The organism is uncultured Aquimarina sp., assembly GCF_947492965.1.
Lineage (GTDB): Bacteria > Bacteroidota > Bacteroidia > Flavobacteriales > Flavobacteriaceae > Aquimarina.
This window is the reverse complement of the sequence record NZ_CANLOZ010000005.1, coordinates 449300-475505: the sequence shown is the minus strand read 5'-3', so window position 1 is coordinate 475505 and position 26206 is coordinate 449300. Positions and strand designations below refer to the sequence as shown.

22 protein-coding genes are annotated in these 26206 nt (G+C 33.2%); 10 read left to right on the top strand and 12 right to left on the bottom strand.

The genetic code is table 11. From position 1 onward, the window contains the following. Positions 1–12: 12 nt before the first annotated feature. Both Q1B37_RS15710 and Q1B37_RS15705 read left to right on the top strand, forming a co-directional pair. Entirely contained in the window at positions 13–2484 is a 2472-nt protein-coding gene (locus Q1B37_RS15710; RefSeq protein ID WP_299899944.1) for a DUF3160 domain-containing protein, read from the top strand. 23 nt (positions 2485–2507) lie between these two features. Then, positions 2508–3440: a CapA family protein gene (locus Q1B37_RS15705; RefSeq protein WP_299899942.1), complete on the top strand. Its 933-nt coding sequence runs from the start codon at positions 2508–2510 to the stop codon at positions 3438–3440. On the opposite strand, the gene lptB is transcribed toward Q1B37_RS15705, so the two are convergent. The 4 genes from lptB to Q1B37_RS15685 form a co-directional block, all read right to left on the bottom strand. Next, complete coding sequence (lptB, locus tag Q1B37_RS15700; protein ID WP_299609308.1) at positions 3441–4187, bottom strand: LPS export ABC transporter ATP-binding protein; 747 nt, start codon at positions 4185–4187, stop codon at positions 3441–3443. It lies immediately after the preceding gene. Between the two features lie 67 nt (positions 4188–4254). Continuing rightward, positions 4255–4605: a carboxymuconolactone decarboxylase family protein gene (locus Q1B37_RS15695; protein ID WP_299609310.1), complete on the bottom strand. Its 351-nt coding sequence runs from the start codon at positions 4603–4605 to the stop codon at positions 4255–4257. Then, positions 4602–5438, bottom strand: a complete 837-nt coding sequence (gene tatC, locus Q1B37_RS15690) for a twin-arginine translocase subunit TatC (protein ID WP_299899939.1) — start codon at positions 5436–5438, stop codon at positions 4602–4604. The genes Q1B37_RS15695 and tatC overlap by 4 nt, the downstream gene beginning before the upstream one ends. Then, a complete protein-coding gene (locus Q1B37_RS15685) occupies positions 5438–6403 on the bottom strand; it encodes a KpsF/GutQ family sugar-phosphate isomerase (RefSeq protein ID WP_299609315.1) in 966 nt (321 codons plus the stop codon). The genes tatC and Q1B37_RS15685 overlap by 1 nt, the downstream gene beginning before the upstream one ends. Positions 6404–6636: 233 nt before the next feature. Here Q1B37_RS15685 and recQ point away from each other — a divergent pair, with 233 nt between their 5' ends. Next, on the top strand, positions 6637–8841 hold the full coding sequence (gene recQ / locus Q1B37_RS15680) for a DNA helicase RecQ (RefSeq protein ID WP_299899936.1): 2205 nt from the start codon (positions 6637–6639) through the stop codon (positions 8839–8841). Between the two features lie 85 nt (positions 8842–8926). On the opposite strand, the gene Q1B37_RS15675 is transcribed toward recQ, so the two are convergent. The 5 genes from Q1B37_RS15675 to Q1B37_RS15655 all read right to left on the bottom strand — a co-directional run bounded on the left by Q1B37_RS15675 (position 8927) and on the right by Q1B37_RS15655 (position 16864). Next, positions 8927–10132: a hypothetical protein gene (locus Q1B37_RS15675; protein WP_299899933.1), complete on the bottom strand. Its 1206-nt coding sequence runs from the start codon at positions 10130–10132 to the stop codon at positions 8927–8929. Between the two features lie 348 nt (positions 10133–10480). Then, positions 10481–10690, bottom strand: coding sequence for a hypothetical protein (locus Q1B37_RS15670; protein WP_299609322.1), 210 nt, complete (start codon positions 10688–10690; stop codon positions 10481–10483). Positions 10691–10853: 163 nt separating this feature from the next. Next, positions 10854–13508, bottom strand: a complete 2655-nt coding sequence (locus Q1B37_RS15665) for a CHAT domain-containing protein (protein ID WP_299899931.1) — start codon at positions 13506–13508, stop codon at positions 10854–10856. A 68-nt stretch (positions 13509–13576) separates the two neighbouring features. Beyond that, positions 13577–16255 carry a CHAT domain-containing tetratricopeptide repeat protein gene (locus Q1B37_RS15660; protein WP_299899928.1) on the bottom strand — a complete coding sequence of 893 codons (2679 nt, stop codon included), beginning with the start codon at positions 16253–16255 and terminating at the stop codon, positions 13577–13579. Between the two features lie 57 nt (positions 16256–16312). Then, complete coding sequence (locus Q1B37_RS15655) at positions 16313–16864, bottom strand: hypothetical protein (RefSeq protein WP_299899925.1); 552 nt, start codon at positions 16862–16864, stop codon at positions 16313–16315. 101 nt (positions 16865–16965) lie between these two features. On the opposite strand from Q1B37_RS15655, the gene Q1B37_RS15650 reads away from it, so the two are divergent. The 5 genes from Q1B37_RS15650 to Q1B37_RS15630 all read left to right on the top strand — a co-directional run bounded on the left by Q1B37_RS15650 (position 16966) and on the right by Q1B37_RS15630 (position 20998). Then, positions 16966–17532: an RNA polymerase sigma factor gene (locus Q1B37_RS15650; protein WP_299899923.1), complete on the top strand. Its 567-nt coding sequence runs from the start codon at positions 16966–16968 to the stop codon at positions 17530–17532. Continuing rightward, positions 17529–18326 (top strand): hypothetical protein, encoded by a 798-nt coding sequence (locus Q1B37_RS15645; protein ID WP_299899920.1) that lies wholly within the window; start codon positions 17529–17531, stop codon positions 18324–18326. Before Q1B37_RS15650 ends, Q1B37_RS15645 begins: the two co-directional genes overlap by 4 nt. Positions 18327–18473: 147 nt before the next feature. Beyond that, on the top strand, positions 18474–19406 hold the full coding sequence (locus Q1B37_RS15640) for a peptidylprolyl isomerase (RefSeq protein WP_299899913.1): 933 nt from the start codon (positions 18474–18476) through the stop codon (positions 19404–19406). A gap of 339 nt (positions 19407–19745) precedes the next feature. Further along, positions 19746–20471 (top strand): hypothetical protein, encoded by a 726-nt coding sequence (locus Q1B37_RS15635; protein ID WP_299609341.1) that lies wholly within the window; start codon positions 19746–19748, stop codon positions 20469–20471. Positions 20472–20476: 5 nt separating this feature from the next. Then, positions 20477–20998 (top strand): YfiT family bacillithiol transferase, encoded by a 522-nt coding sequence (locus Q1B37_RS15630; protein WP_299899911.1) that lies wholly within the window; start codon positions 20477–20479, stop codon positions 20996–20998. A gap of 10 nt (positions 20999–21008) precedes the next feature. Here the strand turns inward: Q1B37_RS15630 and Q1B37_RS15625 are convergent, their stop codons facing one another. Then, positions 21009–21566: a thioredoxin family protein gene (locus Q1B37_RS15625; RefSeq protein ID WP_299899909.1), complete on the bottom strand. Its 558-nt coding sequence runs from the start codon at positions 21564–21566 to the stop codon at positions 21009–21011. A 91-nt stretch (positions 21567–21657) separates the two neighbouring features. Between Q1B37_RS15625 and Q1B37_RS15620 the strand changes: the two genes are divergently transcribed. Beyond that, positions 21658–22122, top strand: a complete 465-nt coding sequence (locus tag Q1B37_RS15620) for an Mpo1-like protein (RefSeq protein ID WP_299899907.1) — start codon at positions 21658–21660, stop codon at positions 22120–22122. A 1-nt stretch (position 22123) separates the two neighbouring features. Then, on the top strand, positions 22124–22990 hold the full coding sequence (locus tag Q1B37_RS15615; protein ID WP_299899905.1) for an alpha/beta hydrolase: 867 nt from the start codon (positions 22124–22126) through the stop codon (positions 22988–22990). 148 nt (positions 22991–23138) lie between these two features. Here Q1B37_RS15615 and Q1B37_RS15610 read toward each other — a convergent pair whose 3' ends face one another. Together Q1B37_RS15610 and Q1B37_RS15605 are read right to left on the bottom strand one after the other, a co-directional pair. Beyond that, the gene (locus Q1B37_RS15610; protein ID WP_299900063.1) at positions 23139–25652 is read right to left on the bottom strand and encodes a M14 family metallopeptidase; all 2514 of its coding nucleotides are present in this window, start codon (positions 25650–25652) and stop codon (positions 23139–23141) included. A gap of 102 nt (positions 25653–25754) precedes the next feature. Further along, the gene (locus Q1B37_RS15605; protein WP_299609354.1) at positions 25755–26147 is read right to left on the bottom strand and encodes a PUR family DNA/RNA-binding protein; all 393 of its coding nucleotides are present in this window, start codon (positions 26145–26147) and stop codon (positions 25755–25757) included. Between the last annotated feature and the right edge of the window lie 59 nt (positions 26148–26206).

Below are 26206 nucleotides of genomic sequence, written 5' to 3'. Positions count from 1 at the left end.
AACTTAAAAACTATGAAAAAACAATTATTGTTGATCAGTGTATTTTTAATTCTCATCGCGTGTGGAAGTGATACAAAAACAAACAAACAAAATGATCCCGTATCGACATCTAATGAGATAGAGGAGACAACTCTAGAAGAGGAAGAAACTAAGAAAATTGATAATCCTGTTATAGTTAATGGAAAGCTAGATGTAGAAAAATTAGGAGAAGATGTGGATTTGCAGATGGATATTTCTTCATTAACCCTGTACGAAATAAGAGTATTACGCAACAGTTTTGCGGCAAAACAAGGATATTGTTTTATGAAAGGTGATCTCAGGTACACTTTTGAAGCTACAAGTTGGTATAATGAGAGAATGGAAAGTAGGTATTGGGCAGAAGAAGGAGGAGAAGATATTGAGCCCATTTCATACTCATCTCAAGAAACAGTTTTTATCGAAAATTTAAAAAAGCGAGAAGAAGAGTTAAAAACTAAAAATCTCTTAGACCAAGGAAATAGAAAGGTGGCGAATATTGATAATATTGTAAATCTTTTTCAATTAGAAAAGCCTGCTCCTGAGTTGATGGAGATGTTGGCTAAAAATGGATTTGCGATTGTTCCTAATTCGAATATTCAGTTTTTTCATTTGTATGAACAGAATGATTATGCAGAGTTTCCGAATTTTGTGACTACGGATATGTATATGCAATTGTTTCACATGTATTTTGGGTTTATACTTAAGAAAATTGAAGAAGAACAATTTATTCCGATCCTATCAGAAATTTGCCAAAACATGATTAAGGATATGCAAAGTTTAGCTGAAACTTCTTCAGATGAAGTTTTTAGTGAAATGGCAAAATTTAATCAGACGTATTATGCAATTGCGTATACATTGTTAACCGATGAGAAGGTTGAAGTTCCTTCTGGATATGAACAACATTATGAGAATGAATTATTGGCCGTTAAAAGCGCAGAAGATAAGATTTCTGAGTTTTTGGAATTTACTGAAGTTCAGTTTCCATACAGTTTGTTTAAACCAAGAGGACACTATACTAGAACAGAATCTTTAAAACGTTATTTCTGTGCAATGATGTGGTTGCAATCCGCTCCTTTTTGTCTCAATAATGATCTTCAGTTTAAAAGAGCTTTGGTAAATGCTGCCACTCTTGGTAATAGTTCTAATTTCGGGAAAGAGACATTAAAGAAATATAAAGCAATCATGGAGCCTATAGACTTCATTATTGGACAAGCAGATAATGTATCTTTCTTAGATTTAGCTGAGTTGTTAGAAAAAGAAGAGCTTCCTTTGGAAGCTATTTTACAAGATACTGAGCGTATAGAAAACCTTAAAGTCGAAGTAAATAAGATTGCGGATATCAAAGATAAAATAAGATCTGGTGGAGGTAGTTGTAAGATAAAAATCAACTTTATACCACAACGATATGTTTCTGATAATGATGTGCTTCAAAATTTGGTGGATTTGAAAAGTGAAGTTTCCAAACGTGCTTACCCACAAGGATTAGATGTAATGGCTGCTTTTGGTAGTAAAGCTGCAGAAGATCTATTGATTAATGAATTAAAAGAAGGAGAGAAGTGGGAAGAATATCCTGGATTGTTAACTAAGATGCAAGAAGAAATGAGTTCCGTAGATTTTGGAGCTACTGTTTATACAAAGTGGATTCAGAGTTTGTTGGAGCTTCAAAAAGCTAATGATAGTTATCCTTATTTCATGCAAACTCCAGAATGGAATAAGAAAAATTTAAATGCTTCTTTAGCTTCTTGGGCAGAATTAAAGCATGATTCTATTTTATATGCAGAACAACCAATGGCTGCAGAGTGCGGAGATGGAGAAGGAGTTCCAAGTCCTTATACAGTTGGATATGTAGAACCTAATATTGGCTACTGGAACACTGTAATCGAATTAATTGATCTTACTAAATCGGTATTGGAAAGAAATGAACTTTTGGATTCAAATATTTCTAGAATTACCACTAGCTTAAGAGAGAACGCAGAGTTTTTATTATCTGCAAGTAAAAAAGAACTAGCAGGAAAGAAACTATCTATTCAGGAGTATGGTCAGATAGAAATCATAGGTAGTACATTCGAATGGATTACACTAGATTTGGTAAAGCAAAAAGATCAGTATTTAGATGGATGGCATAATGTACAAGGACCTGATAAATCTGTCGCTGTGGTAGCAGATGTATATACAGCGAATAGTGGGAACAATCCTGATAAGGGGATTTTACATGTGGCTACGGGTAATGTAAATGATTTGTATGTGTTAGTGGAGATTGAAGGGTATTTGCATATCACAAAAGGAGCGGTATTTGGATATCACGAATTTCATCTTCCTCTTGGAAATCGTTTAACCGACGAAGAATGGCAGGATATGATAGATAAGAATCAAGCTAAAGGGATTCCTGAATGGATGAAAGCTATTATAGTTCCAATTCCTGCTCCAAAAACAAATGAGAAAATATTCTATAGTTCGGGATGTTAAAAAAAATAAAGCATCTTAGGAGAGTGCAATTTTCTTTTAGATTTATAATTGTAGGTTTAGGAATCCTGGTTTCTTTTTCTTCATGTGATTCGGATGACGAAACTACTATAGTTTTTGTTGGAGATTTGTTATTAGATCGTGGAGTGAGGACAAGGGTTGAACATTTGGGAATGGATACTCTGTTTCATGAATCGATAGATAGCGTTTTTGCAAAAAGCGATGTGGTTATCGCTAATTTAGAATGTCCAGCTACCAAAATAGAAGAACCTATTCATAAGAAATTTATTTTCAGAGCGGAACCAGATTGGTTGTTTGCACTAAAAAAACATGGGATCACTCATTTGAATATGGCAAATAATCATTCCATGGATCAAGGTAGAAATGGTTTGGTAGATACAGAACGGAATATTGTAAATGCGGGTTTAATTCCTTTGGGATATGGGAAGCATACCCGAGAAGCATGTAAACCAATATTAATTACCTCAAATCCTAGAAATGTATATTTGTTATCTTCTCTTCAGGTTCCTTCAGAAAATTGGACATTTTTAGAAGATAAGCCTTGTGTTTGCGAAGATTCTTTTGATGAGATTTCTGATAAGATTCATAACATAAAGAAAGATAATTCAGAAGCGGTAGTAGTTGTTCAGTTGCATTGGGGAGCGGAACATACAAAAGTTCCATTGATATCACAAAAGCAGCAAGCATATAGTTTAATCGATGCTGGGGCGGATGTCATTATTGGTCATCATCCACATACTATACAAACGATAGAAGTTTACAAAGAAAAACCTATTTACTATAGTATAGGTAATTTTATTTTTGATCAGCATAACCCTATAAATTCTAAGGGATTGCTAATTCAATTAAAAATAGGGAAGCAACACATTGCAGTTTCAGATATGGAATTTGAAATTAAGAAATGCAGTCCAAGGCTTATAGATGAGTTTTATAAGTAACTAGGAATCGAAATCTATTTTCTTTTTTCTAAGCTCGAAATTTTGCCCAAGATAAACTTTACGAACCATTTCATCTTCAGCCAGTTCTTCAGGAATTCCTGCTTTTAGAATACTTCCTTCAAACATAAGGTAAGTTCTGTCAGTGATGGCTAACGTTTCTTGTACGTTATGATCCGTAATTAGAATACCAATATTTTTATTTTTTAGCTGAGCTACAATTCGTTGAATATCTTCTACGGCAACTGGATCTACCCCAGCAAAAGGTTCATCTAATAAAATAAAATTAGGATCTGTCGCTAAGGCTCTAGCTATTTCTGTTCTTCTTCGTTCTCCACCACTTAATAAATCTCCTCTGTTCTTACGAATATGACCTAAACCAAATTCTTCAATCAGAGATTCCATTTTATGCAACTGTTCTTTTTTGGAGAGTTTTGTTAACTGCAAAACGCTAAGGATATTATCTTCGATACTTAGTTTTCTAAAAACAGAAGCTTCTTGTGCTAGATAACCAATCCCATTCTGAGCACGCTTATACATAGGAAACTTTGTAATATCAGTACTATCAAGTGATATTTTTCCTCCATTTGGTTTTACTAACCCTACAATCATATAGAAAGAAGTTGTTTTACCAGCTCCATTAGGACCTAATAAACCTACAATTTCTCCTTGATTTACTTCCAGAGAAATCCCTTTTACTACTTTTCTTCCTTTATATGATTTTATTAAGTTGTCTGCTGTTAACTTCATATTCTGAATGACTTCTTTCTATATTGGATGTTGCTAAAATAAGCGAATAAATTGATTAAGAGCAATGTTATGAGTTTTGCTCCTCTAAAGCATCCCAAAATTCATATGCTTTTCGTAAATGTGGTATAACAATGGTTCCTCCAACTAAAGTCGCAATACTTAAAGATTCTACCACTTCTTCTTTGGTTAAACCTTCTTTATAACAGGTTTCTAAGTGATATTTTATACAGTCATCACATCTAAGTACAGTAGATGCCACTAAACCTAAAAGCTCTTTTGTTTTTACATCCAATGCACCCTCCATGTAAGCATTGGTGTCTAAATTGAAGATTCTTTTAATAATCTTATTGTTATCTTCTAGAATTCGAGAGTTCATTTTCTCTCTATATTCATTGAAATCGTCTACTATGGTACTCATTTGGTTTGCGGAATTAATTTTTTGTTTTGTCTTTTGACCACTATTTTAGAAATAATAATACTTACTTCGTATAAAATCAATATTGGAATTGCTACAATCACCTGACTCGCAATATCAGGAGGAGTGATTACAGCGGATAAAATCAATACAATTACTAATGCGAATTTTCTGTATTTCTTTAAAAATTGAGGAGTGACAAGCCCAACTTTGGTAAGAAAAAACATAATAACAGGCAGTTCGAATATCAATCCACAAGCAATCACCGAAGCTCTTACTAAGGCGATGTAACTATCAATATCAAATTCATTTAATACTTCTGCACTCACCTGATACCCTCCTAAAAAGTTAATTGATAATGGAGTAATAATATAATATCCAAAAAGTACACCTAGAAAAAATAGACAAGAGCAGATAATGATGAACCCCTTAGAGTATTTTCTTTCTTTGTCATATAATGCAGGAGCAATAAACTTCCAAAATTCGTATAATACATATGGGAAAGCTGCTATAAAACCAGCAGTAATAGATGTCCAGATATGTACCGAGAACTGCCCAGCTACTTTTCTACTTTGTACACTAAATGGTAACTCTTGGAAACATAAACTTTCATCTAAACCTAAAAGTTTAGAAAGATTGCAAAGCCCTTTGTAGGTAGGGAAATCTGGTTTTTTTGGACCAAAAATTAGTACATCAAAAATAAATTCTTTAGCAATAAATGCTACAATTGCTGCTATCAAAACGGATACGGTAGCTCTTATTAAATGCCATCTCAATTCTTCAAGATGATCCAGAAAAGACATGGATTGTGGATCTTTTGTTATCTTCTTTCCCATTATAGTATTCCTTCTCTCATTAGGTCATGAATATGTAAAAGGCCAGCATAGTTGCCTTGTTCTTCTGCTAATAATTGTGATATTCCGTATTCTTCTAGACGATCAAGAGCGTCTACTGCCATCGCATCGATATCAATACGCTTAGGATTAGGAGACATAATATCCTTAGCAGTTAATCCTGCAAAAGAAGTATTTGTGGTTAACATTCTTCTTAAATCTCCATCCGTGATAATACCTATGATCTTATTATTGTCGGTAACGGCTGTGGCACCTAATCTCTTTTCGGTCATTTCTACGATTACTGAATTGATATCAGAGTCTGGACCTACTTCCGGTTTTTCGTTTTTAGAAACGATATCTTGTACTCTTAGGTATAATTTCTTGCCCAATGCGCCTCCTGGATGATATTTTGCAAAATCCTTGCTAGAGAAACCCTTAAGGTGTAATAAAGATACCGCTACGGCATCTCCCATAACTAATTGCGCGGTGGTACTTGTAGTTGGTGCTAGATTATTAGGACAGGCTTCTTTTTCTACATATGCGTGTAGTACAAAATCAGCTTCTTTTCCTAAGAAAGACTCCTTGTTTGAAGTAATGCCAATTAAAGTATTGTTAAAGTTTTTAATTAGGGGAACTAGCACCTTTATTTCAGGAGTATTTCCACTTTTAGAAATACAAATAACCACATCATCTTTCAGGATATTACCCAAATCTCCGTGAATAGCATCTGCAGCGTGCATAAATACAGCGGGAGTTCCCGTAGAATTCATGGTAGCTACTATTTTTGAAGCAATTATGGCGCTTTTTCCGATCCCAGTAATGATTACTCGTCCATTAGAATTATGAATGGTATTCACGGCTTCAGCAAATTCCTTGTCGATAAGTTGTTCTAGATGTGCAATGGCTCTAGCTTCTTCATTAATAGTTTGTTGCGCGAAGGAAATAATCGTATCGAGGGTGTTCAAAATTTATAAAATTTGCGTGTTATAAATAAAGATTTTAGTATCTTTAATTATGCAAAGGTATAGAATACCTTATGAATATTAAATAATGCTGAAAAAAAGCTTTCTAAATTTTAGTTTGCTTATCTTTGGTAACTTTTTAAAAAAGAACAATCCACTAAATCTGAATTGGGGAAAAAGGTTTATGTGATAGAATTATTTTTAATTTAATTGGTATATAAAAGTTTGACAATTTAATGAGTTTGAACAAAACTGACTTACAAGGAGCTTTAAAAAAGTACTTTGGGTTTAGTCAATTTAGAGGATTGCAGGAAAAGGTGATAGAAAGTATTTTAAACAAAGAGAATACTTTTGTAATCATGCCTACAGGTGGTGGAAAATCCCTTTGCTACCAACTTCCTGCCTTAATGTGCGAAGGAACAGCAATTGTAGTATCTCCGTTAATCGCATTAATGAAAAATCAAGTAGACGCCATTCGTAGTATTTCTTCCGAAGAAGGGATTGCGCATGTGTTAAATTCGTCCTTAAACAAATCTGAAGTAAAAAGAGTAAAAAGTGATATCGTTAACGGAGTTACTAAGTTACTTTATGTTGCTCCAGAATCATTAACCAAAGAAGAATATGTAGACTTCTTAAGGGAACAAAAAATTTCTTTCTTGGCGGTAGATGAAGCACATTGTATTAGCGAGTGGGGACACGATTTCAGACCAGAATACAGAAATCTTAGAAATATTATCAAAAGAATAGGAGAGGATATCCCCATTATAGGATTAACCGCCACAGCTACTCCCAAAGTACAAGAAGACATTCTTAAGAACCTTGGTATGAGTAATGCGCAGACCTTTAAGGCCTCTTTTAATAGACCTAATCTTTTTTACGAAATACGTCCAAAAACTAAGAACGTCGATGCTGATATCATTCGTTTTGTAAAGCAAAATAGTGGTAAAAGTGGTATTGTATATTGCTTAAGCAGAAAGCGCGTAGAAGAGTTAGCTCAGACCTTAGAAGTGAATGGAGTAAAAGCAGTTCCTTATCACGCAGGTTTAGATGCCAAGACTAGAGCAAAACATCAAGATATGTTCCTTATGGAAGATGTGGATGTAGTGGTAGCAACGATTGCTTTTGGGATGGGGATTGATAAACCAGATGTTCGTTTTGTGATTCATCATGATATCCCTAAAAGTATCGAAAGTTATTATCAGGAAACTGGTCGTGCTGGACGTGATGGAGGAGAAGGACATTGTTTAGCTTATTATGCCTATAAGGATATCGAAAAGCTAGAAAAATTTATGAGTGGAAAACCTGTTGCCGAACAGGAAATTGGTCATGCTCTATTACAGGAGGTGGTTGCTTTTGCAGAAACTTCTATTTCCAGACGTAAATTTATTCTACATTATTTCGGAGAAGAATTTGATGAGGTAACGGGAGAAGGAGCGGATATGGACGATAATGTTCGTAACCCTAAAAAGAAGCACGAAGCAAAGGATGAGGTACAACTATTATTAAAAGTTGTAAATAAAACTGGAGAAATATATAAGTCTAAAGATCTTGTAAATACACTCATTGGGAAAAGTAATGCTCTTATTATTTCTCATAAAACCCATGAACAGCCATTCTTTGGAACTGGAAAATCAAAAGAAGATAAGTACTGGATGGCATTGATACGACAAGTGTTGGTTTCTGGATATTTGCGAAAAGACATAGAGACGTATGGAGTGATACGTATCACCAAAGAAGGAAGAGAATTTATCGAGTCGCCTGTTAGTTTTATGATGACAGAAGATCACGTGTATGATGAAACCAAGGATGATTCTATAATTACCGCAGCGAAATCAGGAGGAAAAGGAGGAACAGACGAGCAATTGGTTGGAATGCTAAAAGATCTTAGGAAAAAGGTTGCAAAGAAACTAGGAGTGCCTCCATTTGTGGTATTTCAAGATCCTTCTTTAGAGGATATGGCACTTAAATACCCTATAAGTATTGAAGAATTAGGAAATGTACATGGAGTAGGAGAGGGAAAAGCTAAGAAATACGGAAAAGAATTTATAGCGCTTATCGCTAAATATGTAGAAGAAAACGATATTATGCGTCCTGATGATTTTGTGGTAAAGAGTACAGGAGCAAATAGCGGTATCAAACTATATATTATTCAGAATGTAGATAGAAAATTGCCATTAGATGATATTGCTGCTGCTAAAGGAATGGACATGCCAGATTTTATAAAAGAAATGGAAGCGATTGTCTACAGTGGTACAAAATTAAATATCAGTTATTGGATAGATGAAATATTAGACGAAGATCAGCAGGAAGAAATACATGAGTATTTTATTGAAGCTGAAAGTGATAAAATTGATACAGCCATCGAAGAGTTCGATGGTGATTATGATGATGAAGAGTTACGACTATATCGTATTAAATTTATCAGTGAAGTAGCAAATTAGAAGATTAAATTTTATATAAGTAAAAAAGGATTATACTAATTGTATAATCCTTTTTTGTTTTTTTATTTTATGATTGTTTTTGTGCCTAAAAAATATTGAAAGAAACATAAAGACTAGAAGTAGTAAGCTCTGAATCTGGTATTGCAGTACTTTTAGAAATGTTTTTGGGAGAGTATTGTCTGAATCCAATCTTTAAACGACCAGATCCAATACCACCTCCATAAAAATAATCTGTGGTTGTGTTTTCTAATTCATTTTCCATAAATTCAGTAGCTTCTGTACCGATATTAAAATCTACAGTAAGTCCTCCTTCCAGGAATAGCTCAAATTTAGGACTCAAATAAATATGGAATCTTGGTCCTACAGCAACATTAATACTTTTATAATCTAATTCGAATTCACTGTTAGAAATAGCAAAGTCTCTTCCATCCATTGTAAATGCCTTGTAGGTGGATTCTAAGAAGAAACTTAAATCTACTTTAGAAAACGGGATAAAGGTTTCTATAAAGACTCCATAACGAGGAGCAAATACATCATCATAATTTACATCGCCTGCAGGACCGGCAATAGAACCATGAGTAAATCCTGTTAGATCAACTGCAGCGACCACACCAATTCTTGTTTGGTTAATTTTTTTACGGATGATATATTCAATTTTATTGCCTTTACATTCATTATATTTTTTAAAATATCGTTTAAGATCTCCTTGTGTATAGGTTAACTTAGAAGGATCTTGATCTCCACATTTTATTTTTTTAGCTAATTGTTCTTGGTAGGTGTTATTTTCCTGAGGAATTACTTTTTTTCCTGGTTTTTTGCTTTCATCAGGAGTATAAAAAACCTTGTATAATAGCAGTTCTGGGTATACTGTCTCAGGATTGGTATAGAAAAAACGATGCACGTCGTTTTTAGAATATTGATACAGCGTTGTTTTACTTTTTAAGATGGTTCTTAAAAAAATCTTTTTATAGGTAAGATCTGGATCTTTGTATTTGGTAGACTTTCCTACGGTATCTCCGTTAAGATCAAATTGTAAAATGTACCTTTTGTAAACGTAATCTTCTCCAACTCCAAATTCTTTTATGTTTTCGATGGTAGCAGTTTTAGAACTAGAAGAAATGTTTTTTTTCCATTGGAATTCGGTTGGGTTGGTTCTCCAAGGAAGTTTTTTGATTAAGCATTCTGTACGTTTTCCGTTATTATCTACAAAATAACCCGCTTCATAAATGCTCTGTGCCTGCATAGTGGTTATAAAAAATAAACCAACTACAATACTAAGTAAAGATTTCATGTGTGTGACGATCTGAGTTTGCGCAACTACAAATATAGCTTTTTTGGAAAAAATCCGATCCGTTCGGTTAAAAATAACTTTTAATTAGTTAAGTAAGTTGTGTTATCTTTTCTAAATAGAAATACACTAAATGATCTTGTTATTAAAATAGTGATAACTAATACGAATAGAGTGGTTGTTATAGGGAATGATAGCGTAAAGTTATAGAGTTATCAGATGTCATTTTGTGAGATATAGTTCTTTTTTTAAATGCTATAGAGCTATGATGTGTAGAATAAGAAAATAGAGAGAATAATTGATTATGCTATTATTCTCTCCATTTTTGTATGATTTGTTTAATAATTTAGATTAATGACAGATCATACATGAAGTACCACCTAGCCATACTCCTCCAACTTGTTTACAAAACAATTGATTAGTAAAATAATTGATTCTTCCACCAGTATCCCCACAAGGATGCTCCTCTACTAGTATTGGTATGTCACCTCCTTTAATAGATTTTTGCTGTTGTTTGTTTACTTTTTGTACTCCGTTTACTTTTAAAATGTCTTGTAACATAATTTTTAGTTTTAATTTTAAAAAAACCCGAACATTTATAGACATTCAGGATCTATGTCTACAAAGACGTTCCTTAGAAAATGAATTGTTACTATCGTTTTTTCTTTTTTATAGAAAAATTAACAGATTTTTTTCACAATCGAATTTTTGGAGGCACTAACGATTATCTTGTTTTTTTAACTAAGAAATACACTAAATACAAAAGTAGTACTGCAACTAAGCCGATCCACAGCATCCATAAATCATTAGATTGTGGCAACAATGTTCCTGTATCTCCAATAAGGATCATCGATGCCCAATAGTGTGGTGATGCTTCTGCATCTGTGTTGTTATGTAGATAATTTAGTTTTGCAGTCCGTAAAGCTGCCGATTTGGTTTGTCCTTCGCTTAGGTTTTTATAAAAATCAGCAGTGATGGTAGCAGTCGCTTTATCATTGGTACTCCATAAAGATGGAATGACCGTATTAGCACCCGATTTAAAAAAACCTCTGGCAAGACTAAGAATACCTTCTCCACGACTTATCTTTCCTAAAGATGTATTGCATGCACTTAATACAACTAATTCTGCCTGACTTTGCAGTGAATTAAGTTCTAGATCCGTGAGTTTAGAATTTCTAAACGCGATCCATGGCGCTATAGAATCCGAGGCATCTGCATGCGTGGCAAGATGTAGGATTTTATAATCTTTGATCTTTTTAATAAAGTTTTCTTTGGTAGCTTCTTGATCCAATAATAAATCTCCATTATAAAATGCATTCGCAGTTGTAATCTCTTTGTTACTGTTTTGTAGTGCGGTTAAACCTTTTGAGAAATTTACCGGAGCAACACCCAAGAAATCTTGCGATGCTTTTCGGGATATTTTAGCATTTTGCTGTCGGAAGGTAAGCGAAAAAGCGTAATCAATTTCGCAGTCTTCGATGAGATAAGTGCTATTGTCAAGATCGGTAACCAAGGCTTCAAAAGGAATCATACTAAGCATATGATCTGGGATAATAGTTACTTTTTTACCCTTAAGTGTTGCTTGTATTTCTTCTGGGAATAAAGCGTTATAGATATCATTGGATGTTTTTCTATAAGTAATAATATTCTCTGCCGTAGTAAAAGGTTGGTTTAAGAGTCTTCTGAGCGTTTTGATATTATTTAGAATATCGTCAATACCTTTTAATTTAAATAATTGATTTCCTGTATTTGAGATCATCATTCCATAACCGTATGGAGTTGTATAAGCTATTCTTTCTGCCATAGTATACTGAATGATAATCTCATTTTGCTGGGGTTTTATTGCGGATAAAGAAGTCAATGTCGGTATTTCTTTTGCTAAAAAATGATTAGGATAATCATCTGCAATGGAATCTTGGAAACGTCCTAATGCCGTTTTTTTATCAAATACAAGAATAGCAATAGAATCTTGTTGTTGCGCAGAAAGTCCTTGTTTCTTTTCTTCTAAAGAAGCGATGTAATTTTTAAATGCTAACTCTTTTTCTAAAATGACTTCCGGTAATTCTTCTTTACTTCTATTAAGATCTTGGAGTAAGAGTAAAGCTTTGTTTTTTTCCATCAGGTAAAAAGCTTTGTCTAAAAGATTGGCTTGATAACAGGCTTCTAACCCAATAATATAGATCTCTGAAGCTAAATCTCTCCAATGTAATTTGGTTAAATAAGAAGCGTCGGAGGTAATTATTATTTCTATGAGTTGATCCGCAATTTTAAGGGTTTTTAGAGCTTGAATATATTTTTTAGGATTCTTAGTCTTAATTCCTTGTTCGTTTAAAATTTTAATTTTAGTTTTTAAAATCTCCAATAATAGCGATTTTTTTTTCACAGAATTTAGATCCTCTAGGGTAGGTTCCAAGTCATCTGATATGTTTTGATTATTTAAAAAACCTTTAATAGAACTGTTATAAAAACTAAGAGCCTTATCATATTGTTCTTGTTTATAAGCTAATTTACCATAGCCAAACTGAATAGATTTTAATAATTGAGGTTTATGGGGTACCAAGTTTAGGGATTGGTCAAAATATTTTTTAGAAAGAATAGTGTCTATATCAATGTGTGCTAAACCAAGATTATAATAAGATGAGCATTGGTGTCTTTTATTGCTAGTTTGTTTAGAAATTAGAAGTGCTTCTTTATAATAGCGAATACCAGTTTTTAAATTTAATTTTTTACTGTTGTTCTCATAAAATTGAATACCAAGATTTGACTTAATTAGATATGTGCTTTCTTTTTTAGGATTACTGATAAGATCTGTAATTGAGTCTGCTGTTAATAGGTGTTGTGTTGCTTTTTTTCCTCCCAGAGAATCTCTAAATCCTCTGTATGAAAAGGCTAGTTTGATATGGTTGTCAATCAATTGTTGAAGATCTGTTTTTGAATCTAAATATTTAAAAACTTGTAAGCGGTTTTCTACTGCATTATAGGGGTCTTGAAGAATGTCGTAACTGTTAGCAAGGTAATTATATGCTCTGATATTTAGTGATTTTTTTTTGAATGGTATAGCACTTTTTAACGCTTTGATTGCCTTTTCGTGATTACCATATTTTCTATGAAAAAAACCAAGATTGATATAACTGTTTTTTAATAATTCTTCATCAAAAGGAATCGCTTTCTTTTTTGCTTCAATAGCAAGTTCTGTATAGTATATCGTATTTTTTTTGTCTTTGTCCCGATAATACCATTTAGCAAGCTCATGCGCATCAGCTCCCAATTGCCTATAGTTGTTATTGCTTTTGTAAGTGTTAAAAAGTTCTGTATATAGTCTCTTTCTTAAAGTGTCACTATCTACATTGGAAACTATAGAATCTAAGGTTGCTGACATTTGTTGTGCATTACAAACTAATATAGTCAACCATAAGAAACAACAAAGTCTATAACTTCTTATCATACTCATCTTACTCTTTTGTAAACAAACATGCTCAATACAATCACCGCTACAATCCCTAATCCTAAAAGAAACATCCATAAATCATTAGATTGTGGCAACAACGTCCCTGTATCTCCAATAAGGATCATCGATGCCCAATAATGTGGTGATGCCTCTGCATCTGTGTTGTTATGTAGATAATTGAGTTTTGCTTGTCGTAAAGCTGCTGATTTGGTTTGTCCTTCGCTTAGGTTTTTATAAAAATCAGCTGTGATCGTAGCAGTCGCCTTGTCATTGGTACTCCATAAAGTGGGAATGACAGTATTTGCTCCAGATTTAAAAAATCCTCTGGCTAGACTTAATACTCCTTCACCTTGTCGGATCTCTCCTAACGATGTGCTACAAGCACTCATTATAACTAAATCAGCTTTGTGATTCATTACTCCAATTTCTAATTCAGTAAGTTTGTCCTTTCGGAATGCTATCCAAGGGTTTAGAGAGTCTGAAGCATCAGCGTGTGTCGCTAGATGCAAAATTTTATATTCATTGGCTGTGTCTTTAAAATTCTTCTTTGTTGCATGATCGTTTAAAAGTATATCACCTTCATAATATTGTATAGCTTGTAATAGTTCGTTTTTACTTTTGGATAATGTTGTTAGGTTATTAGAAAACTCAACTGGCGCAATACCAAGAAAATCTTTATCATGTTTTCTTTCTATTTTGGAGTTAGTTCTATTAAAAGAGAGGGAATATGCATAATTCACTTCAGCTTTTTCAATCAAATATTTTTTATTTTTTATATCTGTAATCAGTGCTTCAAATGGAATATAATGTAATAGATTATCCGGAACTATTGTAATTTTACTATTATTTATATGGTTGCGTATTTCTTCCGGGAATAAAGAATTATAAATCTTATGGGCGAGAGTATTATATTGGTTAAGATCTTTTTCTGTTTTAAAAGGCTGATTAAGGAGTTTTCTTAATAAATCAATGTTGTTTTTTAAATCACTAACTTTTGAAATTTTGAATAGTCTTTTTTTGTTATTTGATATGAAAAGACCATAGGCTTCAGGTTCTGTTTCGGCCACTCTAATTCCCATAGCGTATTGAATTACCACTTCGTCGGAAGCTAATTCTAATGAGGACAAGGAAATGGTTTTGGGTATTGAGTAATTGGTAAATTGAAAAGGGTATTTTGATGAAAGAGAATCTCTGTAACTCTTTAAGTAAGCTTCTTTAGATAATGTTAATTCTTCTATAGAATCTCTGTTTGTTAGATTTGCAGATCTGAGTTGGGATCGTAAGGAGGCAATTTTATCAGATAATTTTTTATTTTTTTCTAAAATGATGGGAGGAAGATTGATGTCATTTTTGTTAAGACTTTGTAATAGGAGTAGTGCTTTACTTTTTTCCATGAAATAAAACGCATCATTATATTTGTTAGTTTTCATAGTAGCTTCTAAAGCTATTAAATACATTTGCGACGCGATATTTCTCCATAGAAGTTTTGTTCTTATGGATAAGTTATCTTTTAATAAAAGATTGATAAAATGATCTCCAATATATGCCGTTTTAATTCCTTGAATATAATATTTATCATCTTTTTTACTTAATTCTAACCAGCTTTCAAGCCTTCTTTTTAAAAGCTCTAAGAATTTTGTAGGATCAGTAATTTTGTCTAAATCTTGATTTTTAGGAAGCCAATAAATATCTATGTCTTTTAAATCAAAATAATATTTGAAACTATTGGTGAAACTTTCCTGAGCTTGAAAGTGATCATTGTATTCCATGTGTTTTATACCTATACCCATATGGATAAGAGGGTTTAAAGCCTTATCGTATTTTACATATTCTAGTGCTTTTTTAAAATAATGATTAGAAATAGTAGAGTCCGTTTTGGTATGTGCTAAACCTAAATTATAATAAATGGAAGAATACTTATTTTTTAGTTTCAATTCTTGTAATAACTTTAACGCCTCATTATAAGAATTAATACATTTTTCTATATTTTTTGTCCCAACACCTTCACAGTAAACATTTCCAAAATTGTTCTTAACTATGTATAAGTCTAATTTATTATGGTTTTCTCTCTGTTGAATAAGCTTTTCTGCAATCTCTAAATGCTTTATGGCTTTTTTTGAGTTTTGAGAGGATCTTAATGCGATATAGGTATATGCTAAATTAATATTACCTACAATTAGATATCCTTTTTTAATATCTCTTTCCTCGTGGTTGGATAGAGCTTTTAATTGATAATCGATGGATCTATGAAAATCTCCGTATTTTCTATAACAATCCCCAATTAGTTCATAGGCTCTGCCTCTCAAGAATGGAGAATCATCTATAGCAATTAGTTTTTCGAAATAGGTTATTGCTTCGGCGTAATTTTTCTTTCGATAATTATAAATTGCATAGTTATAATAGCTGCGCTTTAATAGTTCTTTGTTTACAGGAGAGACTTTTTCTCTTGCTTTATATGCAGTTTTTACAATGCTTATTGCTTCATTCCATTTTTTTTCTTTATGTATCCATTTTGCTAGCTGATGAGCATCAAATCCTAGTTGGATATAATCTTTATTGGTTTTCCATTTATCCAATATTTTATAATAAAGATCAATTTTTTCATAATTTGAACCAGCTAGTTTGTTTATCGAATCTAAATCACTAGATACTCCTTGACCTTTAATTAAAAAGATCAAGGAACTAATGATATTGATTAAGATAAAACTAAATCGAATCCTCAAATTAATTATATATTACAAATAATTATAATATGATTCTATATCTTCACAGGTTGGGTTTGGATGGTTAATCCAACCATAAGAACTTTGACTTTTACAACCAGGACAAGCTGCATCTCCCTCCTCATCATCGCCTGAAAGAACTAATTTTGATTCCTTTTTATGGGTAGCTGTACCTTCTCCATCAAGTTTTGGGTAAGAATCCTCTGGAGCGCACGAACGGCGGCAATAATAGTCGGGTAGCTCATCTATTGGTACATACCATTCATAAATAGTACCACATTGTTGTTGAACTCCTACAAAGATAGTTGAAAATGTAGTTTTAAGAGAACTTTCTACATAATCCATATTATCTTCGAAAGAAGCTCCATCTGGATAATAGACTAATAGTTTTTTAAAAGGTGTGGTAGCATTTCCATTCAAGTTTTTTTGACCGATATTATTTGTAAACTTAATAGCATCTTCTGGTATTTTATCACCTTGATAAACAAATTCCTTTTCGGTAGAACAGCTTTGTATTCCAATTGCAAAGACTGCCGCTACTAGTAGTAACGTGATTTTTTTCATTTTTAAATGTTTTTTGTTTTCATTATTCATTAGTATATTCCCCGAACCTAATAAATGTTACTACGCGAAAGTAAAAAAAATTTAACGTTAAAGATCTCTTAATGTCTATAAATGAAAAAGATCAACTAAAACTTCTCGTAGCGGGTGATAAAAAAGTTATACAAGATTTGTATGTAAATCAATTCCCCAAAATAAGAAGTTTTGTATTAAATAATAATGGAAGTGTTAGTGATGCAGAAGATGTTTTTCAGAAAGCTTTGATGCAATTAATTGCTAGATATCGAGTTCAAGAGTTCTCTGTAGAAGGTTCGTTCACTGGTTATCTTTATGTAGCCTGTAGAAATTTATGGCGTAGAGACCTAAATAAACAAAAACGGATAGTAACAAATGACGAATTGATTGAACGTAGTAAAGAAGCTGAAGATATGACCATGGCAACTTTAGAACAAGAGAAATGGGAATTGTTTCAGGAAAAATTGGCAGAGTTATCCGATAATTGTAAGCAATTGTTACAAATGTTTTTTAACAAAGTACCCTATAAAGAAATTGTAGAAAAACTTGGTTACAACAGTGATAATGTGGTAAGACAACGTATTTTTAATTGTAAGTCACAGTTGACAAAATTGATTAAAAAAGATAGTAGATTTAACCAAATCAAAGAATTATGAAGGATTATCCGATAGAAATTGATGATTACCTAAGTGGTAATATGTCAATATCAGAACAACAAGCGTTCGAGGAAAGACTTCGCACAGATGCAGCACTTGCTCAAGAATTTAAATTGCAAAAAGAGATGTTTGCAATGTATGGAAATGAAAGTTGGGCAGAAGGGGATGAAGACATATTAAAGACAGATCAGGCAAAACAATTACAGTCTTTTTTTAAGAGTGATGAAGCTTCAGATATAAAAGCTACCATCAATGAAGTGATCACAGAAAACCGAACCAGTGTAAATTCTAGAAGATTTTGGTTTATTGGTATTGCGGCATCTATTGCTGTATTACTTACAGTTTCTTTATTTGTTTTTAAGGATAAGAATTACGAAGAATTATATGCTTCGTTCATACATTTAGATGAAATACCTTCTCTTGTAACCAGAGGAGAGGATGCCCACAAATTATTGGAAGAAGCTCAATTGTTATTCGAAGCTCAAAAATATGAGGAGGCCACTCAATCTTTTTCAGAATACCATCAAAAAGAAGCTACAATAAACCCGTTAAGTTATATTTATAATGGTATTGCTTACATAGAACTGGGTGAATTTGACCGTGCTTTAGTGCAGTTTAAGCGGTTGGAAGATTCAAATACTTTGCAGGCTAAAAAGGCAAAATGGTATCGCGCTTTAGTCTTTTTAAAACAAAAAAATAAAACAAAACTTAAACAGACATTGCAAACTATTTTAGATAATAATAGCAATTATAAATATAAAGAAGCACAAGAATTATTGGATATGATTGATTAGCCAATATTTTGTTATATGAGAATGCTTTAAAAGCGTATGAATTCCATAGGATTATGTTGCTAAACAATCGACTGTTTTATAGGATAAAAACTACCTAATTACCTATCTTTGCAGCTCAAATTTTAACAAGCTTAAAAATACGCAGTTATGCAAGACGGATTATACGCAAAATTTAATACTACAAAAGGAAGTATCCTTGTGAACCTAGAGTATAAAAAAACTCCAGGAACGGTTGGAAACTTTGTTGGTTTGGCCGAAGGAAACATGGATAACAAAGCTATTCCACAAGGAAAGCCTTATTACAATGGATTAAAATTTCATAGAGTAATTCCTGATTTTATGATTCAAGGAGGAGATCCACAGGGAACAGGTGCTGGTGGACCTGGTTATAAATTTGATGATGAAATCCATCCAGATTTAAAGCATGATGGACCAGGAGTATTATCTATGGCAAATGCAGGACCAGGAACTAATGGAAGTCAGTTTTTTATAACACATGTAGAAACTGCTTGGTTGGACGGTAAGCATACTGTTTTTGGAAAAGTAGTAGAAGGACAAGATGTTGTGGATACCATTGCACAGGGAGATACTATTGATTCTTTAGAGATTTTGCGAGTAGGAGCAGAAGCAGAAAATTTTAATGCTGTAGAAACTTTCAGACAGTTTAACGGTGCTAAAGCTGAAAGAGAAGCTGCTGCTAGAAAAGCTGCAGAGCAATTACTAGAAGAGGTTGCTGCTGGATTTGATAAAACAGAGAGTGGTTTACGATATAAAATCATTCAAAAAGGAGATGGTGTTCAGGCAGAAAAAGGAAAGACAGTATCCGTACACTACAAAGGAAGTTTGATAGACGGAACTGTTTTTGATTCTTCTTACAAACGCAACCAGCCAATTGATTTTTCATTAGGTATGGGACAAGTAATTCCTGGATGGGATGAAGGAATCTCATTATTACAAGTAGGAGATAAGGCTCGTTTTGTAATACCACCATCATTAGGATATGGAGAGCATGGCGCAGGAGGTGTTATTCCTCCAAATGCTACACTTATATTCGATGTAGAATTGATGGCTGTGAAATAGCACAAATTTTAATAGTTCGACTATAGAAAAACCTCTGAAAATGTATTCAGAGGTTTTTTATTTTCTTCTAGAAAGTTGACTACCCTACATAAAAAAGTTACTTTAACTCATAATTAACACTTGATTTGAAGTGTCAAATGTTAATTTCCTTTCTAAAATTTGGAAGTTTTTCCAAAAAGAGTAAACTTTCCCGTCTATAATTTAGATATTTACAACCCTTTTTGGGATAATAAACCAATAAAGAAACCCCGATTTTGGATAGTTATGAAGTGGATACTAATCGTTTTTTTAACATTTTGTTGTATAAATTACTCTTTTACACAAGATAATAATGAGACCATGGCAGCTATCAGAGACCAGATAGAAATCATAGATAGCTATATGGAATCTGATGTTTTTTCTCTGGATCCAGAGGAATTTTTAGATCAAATAGCAGATCATGGAGCAGAGCTTAATGGATATTATGAGCATGAACGCCTAAAAAAGATTATTCGTAAGATAGGAATGCCTAATGCGATGGTGATTACTGTGTTCTATTTTTGGAATGATCAACTGATACACGTAAACTACAAACAACGTCAGTATATGGAAACTAAAAATGCGGATGGTCTTGTAGTCATGGATTATTCTAATGCGTTTACCAAATTTGAATCAAAACACTTTTTTGATAAAGGAAGCGAAATCTATAAAGTAGTTTCTGGAAATGCTGTAAAAAATATAAAGCCAGAAGAAACCTTCGTTTCTTATAGTTTGCGAATGAAAGCCTTATTGGATAATAAGTTCAAAAACAGAAATACATATGAAGCGTTACAAGGGAAATGGGTAAATGTTCAGTTTCCTGATGAGCATATGATTTTTGAAGAAACGATACGTTTTAATTTTAGGGATGGAAAATTTCTGAAACGATTAAAAGTAAAAATAAAGGATGATGTAATGTATTGTTCCTCTCCAAAAGATCAGTATGTTTATCGATATGAAATCGAATCTTTGAACGCTGTAGAATTGGTAGTAAAAGATTTGCAAGATGCATCTGCAAGTTTAGTTTTTTATAAAAAAATCGAATAAATGCTATGAATCTTCAATACCCTATAGGGCAGTTTGAGTGTCCGTCCAAAATAACAACAGAACATATTACAAATTGGATACAGGATATAGAAGACTTACCAAGTAAAATAGAGACGCTTGTTGCTGATTTTAGCGAACAACAATTAGAAACTCCTTATAGATCAGGCGGCTGGACAGCAAGACAGGTAATTCACCATCTTCACGATAGCCATCATAATGGCTATATCCGTTTTAAATGGGCTCTAACCGAGGAGAATCCTGTAATAAAAGCTTATTATGAGGGTCGATGGGCAGAACTGTTCGATACCAAATCTGCTCCCATCCATCTTTCACTAGATTTGATAAAAGCATTGCATGCGAAATGGGTGTATTTTCTAAAAGGATTGTCTTCAGAAGATTTAGAGAAATCATTTATTCATCCCGAAGGTGATGTTGTTATCTCGCTAGCAGAAGATATTGGAATCTATGCATGGCATGGTAATCATCACTTGGCACATCTTCAGATTGTTGCGGGAATTGAAATGTAAAAGGTTGTTATTACTGCTTCCATTTTATATTACAGCCGATACTAGGTTTTTGAACTTCTGAAACAGTTGCGTTTCGCAATACGGCATCTAAAGCCTGTCTAAGATCACGACCGTTTACGGGAATTCCATTTCCAGGTCTGGAGTCATCTAATTGCCCGCGATAGATTAATTTTAATTCTGAATCAAAAAGGTAAAAATCGGGTGTGCAAGCAGCATCATAAGCTTTTGCTACTTCCTGAGTTTCATCGTATAAGTATGGAAACGAATAATTGTTTTTCTGTGCAGTTTTCCACATAAACTGCGGAGCATCTTGAGGGTAGTTTTCGATATCATTACTACTAATAGCAACAAAACCAAAACCCTGTACCCGATAATCGTTGGCAATTCTTACAATTTCTTCGTTTACATGTATCACAAAAGGACAATGATTGCAAATAAACATGATTACAGTACCTCTTTCACCTTTAATGTCATCTAGAGAGGTTGCATTATTGGTAACAGCATCAACAAGCCTAAAATCAGGAGCTATCGTGCCTAATGGAAGCATATTAGAAGGTGTACGTGCCATAATCTTTGTTTTTATGAAGTTTCGAAATTACAATATTATACTTTATAAGTCTAAAAATTATTATCTTAGTTACATTTCAAAATATAAAATTATGAGAACTTTAGAAACTTGGTTTGCGGAGTATGCTGTAAGTCATCAAAATAAAACAAATATCCTTATACATTTTATTTGTGTTCCAGCTATTTATTTTTCGATCGTAGGACTTTTAATGAGTATTCCTAATGGATTTTTAGCTTCTATAATCCCAGGGAATAACCAGTTTATAGAAAACTGGGCATTTGTAGTATTACTATTTGTACTGTTCTTTTATGTAAGATTATCAGTAAAAATGGCATTGCAAATTTTGATTTTTTCCGCACTCTGTATCATTGCTAATTATTATATAGGTCAATATGCTCCCTTATGGATGGTTTCTTTAGGAATTTTTGTAGCGGCATGGTTAGGTCAGTTTTACGGACATAAATTAGAAGGAAAAAAGCCTTCTTTTCTTAAGGATCTTCAATTTTTACTGATCGGTCCAGGATGGGTTATCCAAAAAATGTTCGGGAAAAAATAATATGAATTTACAGGATTGGAAGAATTCAGGATTATATTTCACTTATAAAAATCATGAAATTTTCTACAAAAAAGAAGGTAAAGGAGATCCTTTAATTCTAGTTCATGGTTTTCCGACCTCTTCCTGGGATTGGTATAAAATCTGGGATCGTTTAGTTGATAGTTACCAGGTTTATGCAATAGATATGTTAGGCTTTGGTTTTTCATCTAAACCTGAAGACTTTGTTTATACAATAGGTGCTCAGGTAGATATTTGGGAAGCGTTTTTACTTTCTGAAGGGATTTCTTCATTCCATATTTTGGCTCATGACTATGGAGATACGGTGGTTCAGGAAATGTTGGCCAGAACAAGAGAGAAGGATGCGTATCCTTTGAATATTAATTCTGTTTGTTTTTTAAACGGGGGTATGTTTCCCGAAACTAATTTTCCTACACTTACGCAGAAATTATTACTAACACCACTAGGAGGTTTGTTAAAGCATTTTATGGGACGCCATACTTTGGCTAAAAATTTTAAAAAAATATTTGGAAAGAAAACTCAGGCTAGTGAACAAGAAATTGATGACTTTTGGGAAACGATAGCCTATAATTCTGGTAAAAATGTAATTCCGAAGCTTATTAAGTATTTAAAGGAACGAAAGGTTTATAAAATCCGTTGGCGAGAAGCTTTACAATATACAGATATTCCGAAAAGACTAATTAATGGAGGTGTAGATCCGATTTCCGGGAAGCATATGGCAACGTTCTACAAGGAAAATATTGCTGATGCAGATGTGGTAATTTTAGAAACTATTGGGCACTATCCTCAAACAGAAGCTCCTAATGAAGTGTTGCATCATTATTTAGAGTTTAGAAATAGCTTACCATAACACTTTGTAAAATAAAAGCACCTATTTTTACTATCGAAATATGTATAGTAGTATTAAGGTTGTCCAAGTCTAAAAGACTTCATCCGCCAAACGGCACTTAAAAACTGCTCTGTCTAATAGTATTTGTTAGGTGAAAATGTGAACGTTATCACATTTCATCACTAAAGAATATAGCATTCATTAGTAATTTATTGGTGCCATACCAAAATGCTCTGAAATTAGTATTGTCTGTAAATAAAATAGTATTTCCTCTACCTAAACTTTGATGTCTAAAGGGAACTGTGCTTGCTAATGAGTCTAAATTCTTCTTACTAATATATCCACTTAATAAAGGGGATTTGGTATACTGAATAGGATTATTGTAGCTCTGCTTATCAGGTTTGATGAATAATGTAGTATTCCTGAAAAGGGAAATTTTATTATTCTTGTAACCAAAGTTGATAGGATGAGATCTGTCCGTTTTTGCTTCAAAAATAGCACCACCAATTACTTGCGCTCCGAAGAAATCTCTTTGTTGTTCGAAAGAGATATTTTTAGCATCATTTTCAGGTTTAGAAAACTCAATTTTCATGAGCTCATTGTTCTTAAAAAACTGTGCGGCATTTCTATATCCAATGAGAGTTCCTCCATTTCTGATCCAAGTTTTTATTTTGTCGATCACATTCTTACTCATGCTTTGATTCCAGCTGTTTGGGAGAATGATATGAGTATATCTGGATAACCCTCTTCTTTCTAAAGATTCTGTATTTAGTTTTGTAAGCGGGATGTTATAACGTTGGTCCATTACATGCCATATTTCTCCAGCGTCATAAGGTGTAATTCCATTTCCTGTTAACAATGCTATTTTTGGTAAACTTAATGCTCTAAACTGACTACTTCCTAGGTCTATTCCTGAAGTTAAACCGGTTGAAACTCCAGTGATATCCACATGATTTTCTGCGGCTAGCTGTTGTAAAAATGTATGGAGTTCGTCTGCACTTAGTCTTTGATTCTGAATAGGAATCATTATAGTTCCATAGTCGTAGTTCTTGTTTTCTACAGAAAAAGGTGTCATTCCTACCTTAGCTCTTAATCCTTTACGAAGAATCTTATATAAAACCGCTGGAGTATAGTACTCATGCCATTCCATAAGATAGGCATAGTTACTTTTTGCAATTACCGTAGGTTTTCTAAACTCCAAATTTGTAACTTCATTACCTAATTCTGTAGTAGAAGCTCTTTCGCTAAAATCCAAATTAAAAGCTAGTGGGAATGTCCAAGCAGACACATCATAAAATAGACTGTCTTGGAACTTAGTCCGTTTCTCGAACATAGCTTTGATCAAGCGACTTTGCTTTTGATTTTTTGGTACTACATAACTATATCCTTTTTTGAATTTTTTACCATTAGAAGAGATATCATTTTTTAATTTATAAAATGAAACTTGATGTCTTTTTAGGATTTCGGCTAGGTGATATGCAGAGGCTGCATCTTTTTCGTTTCCGAAAAGATAAGCGCCATTTTCTGCTTCTCTGCGCGCGTTAGAGTAGAAGTTTTTTTGATATTGCAATAACTCAGTACGCATAGATTTGGCAGCTTCTAAGGTCGATAACATCGCGGTAAACTGATTTCTAATGGTAAAAGGAAATGTTAGTATTCCGTTGTCACTTTCCTGAGCATGACCACGAGAACTCCCTTGTTCGAATAAAATACCTATTCCTCCATTGATATCAGGAAATGTAGATCCTTTTCCGTAGTAGAAGTCATCAAAATTTTCTTCGGTATAGTATAAAGACCCAATTTTATTTAAAGCATCTGCATGGTAGTTGCCAATTTTCTTTGTGAGTTCCTGATTTAATTTTGGTGTTAATGGATGGGTTCTTGATTGTATTCCTGGTTGAAAGAAAAACGTGCTATTTGTTCCCATCTCATGATGATCCGTTAAGACGTTAGGATACCACTTATGAAAAGTAGCTATTCGAGCTCTAGATTCTGGTAATTGTACAGGCAACCAATCACGATTCATATCAAACCAGTAGTGATTCGTTCTTCCTCCTGGCCATACTTCGCTATATTCTCTATCCTGTGGATCAGGATTAATGTTTTTACTTTTGTTGGTATTCGCCCAATAAGAAAATCGCTGCAAGCCATCAGGGTTAAGAGATGGGTCGAATAAAATAACAACATTTTCTAAGAGCTCATCAATTTTTGGTCCTTGAGCAGCAGCAAGATAATACGCCGCTACTAAACCTGCGTTAGATCCACTTGGTTCATTACCATGAATAGAAAGTCCTTGGTATACAATAGCGGGCATAGATGAGATATCTTTCGTGTTAGAAGTACTTGTTGTAAGTTCTAGATGTTCTTTTCTAATTTTTTCAAGGTTCTGATGGTTTTTCTCTGAAGTAATGGTGAGAAGAATAAGAGGTCTGTCTTCAAAAGTTTTTCCGCGATCTTCAATAGTAATTCTAGATGAAGCTTTTGCTAAACTTTTCATGTACTCCACCAACTTATCATGTGTAACATGCCATTTACCGGGAACGAAACCTAAAATACTCTGTGGAGTGGGAATGTTAGGGTTATAAGATACATCTTTTGGTAAATAATAGTCTAACGAAAGATTTTTTTGAGCAAAAGAAGAAAGTGATAAAATTGAAAAAATGATAGATAAGAAGTATTTCATAGGAATGATATCTGCGATTGTTGAGTTTAATGCTGTCGAAAATAAAAAAAACCGCTTCAGAGATTGAAGCGGTTTGCATAAGTTTAACATAACTTATTATTCTTATATATCGTCAAAGCTTACATCTGTAAAACTTTCAGTAGAAGCAGTAACTTCTTCATTAACCGAAGCGGATACCGCACTGTGGTCATAAGACTTCTGATAATCTCTTTGATGTCTCTCACTGATTACTTCTTCACCTTTTTCATTAACGATAAAATCGGTCATTTCATTTAATATCTCAGTGAATCCAGCAAAATCTTCTTTGTATAAATAGATCTTGTGCTTTTTGTAATGAAAAGATCCGTCATCGTTAGTGAATTTTTTGCTTTCTGTAATAGTAAGATAATAATCCCCTGCTTTTGTCGATCTTACATCAAAGAAATAGGTTCTTCTACCTGCTCTTAAAACTTTTGAGAAAATTTCCTCTTTATCCAACATTTCATTATCGCTCATAATCCTTATTTCTTAATTAATTAGTCTGTTACGATGGAATCAAAAATCCAAAAAAATTG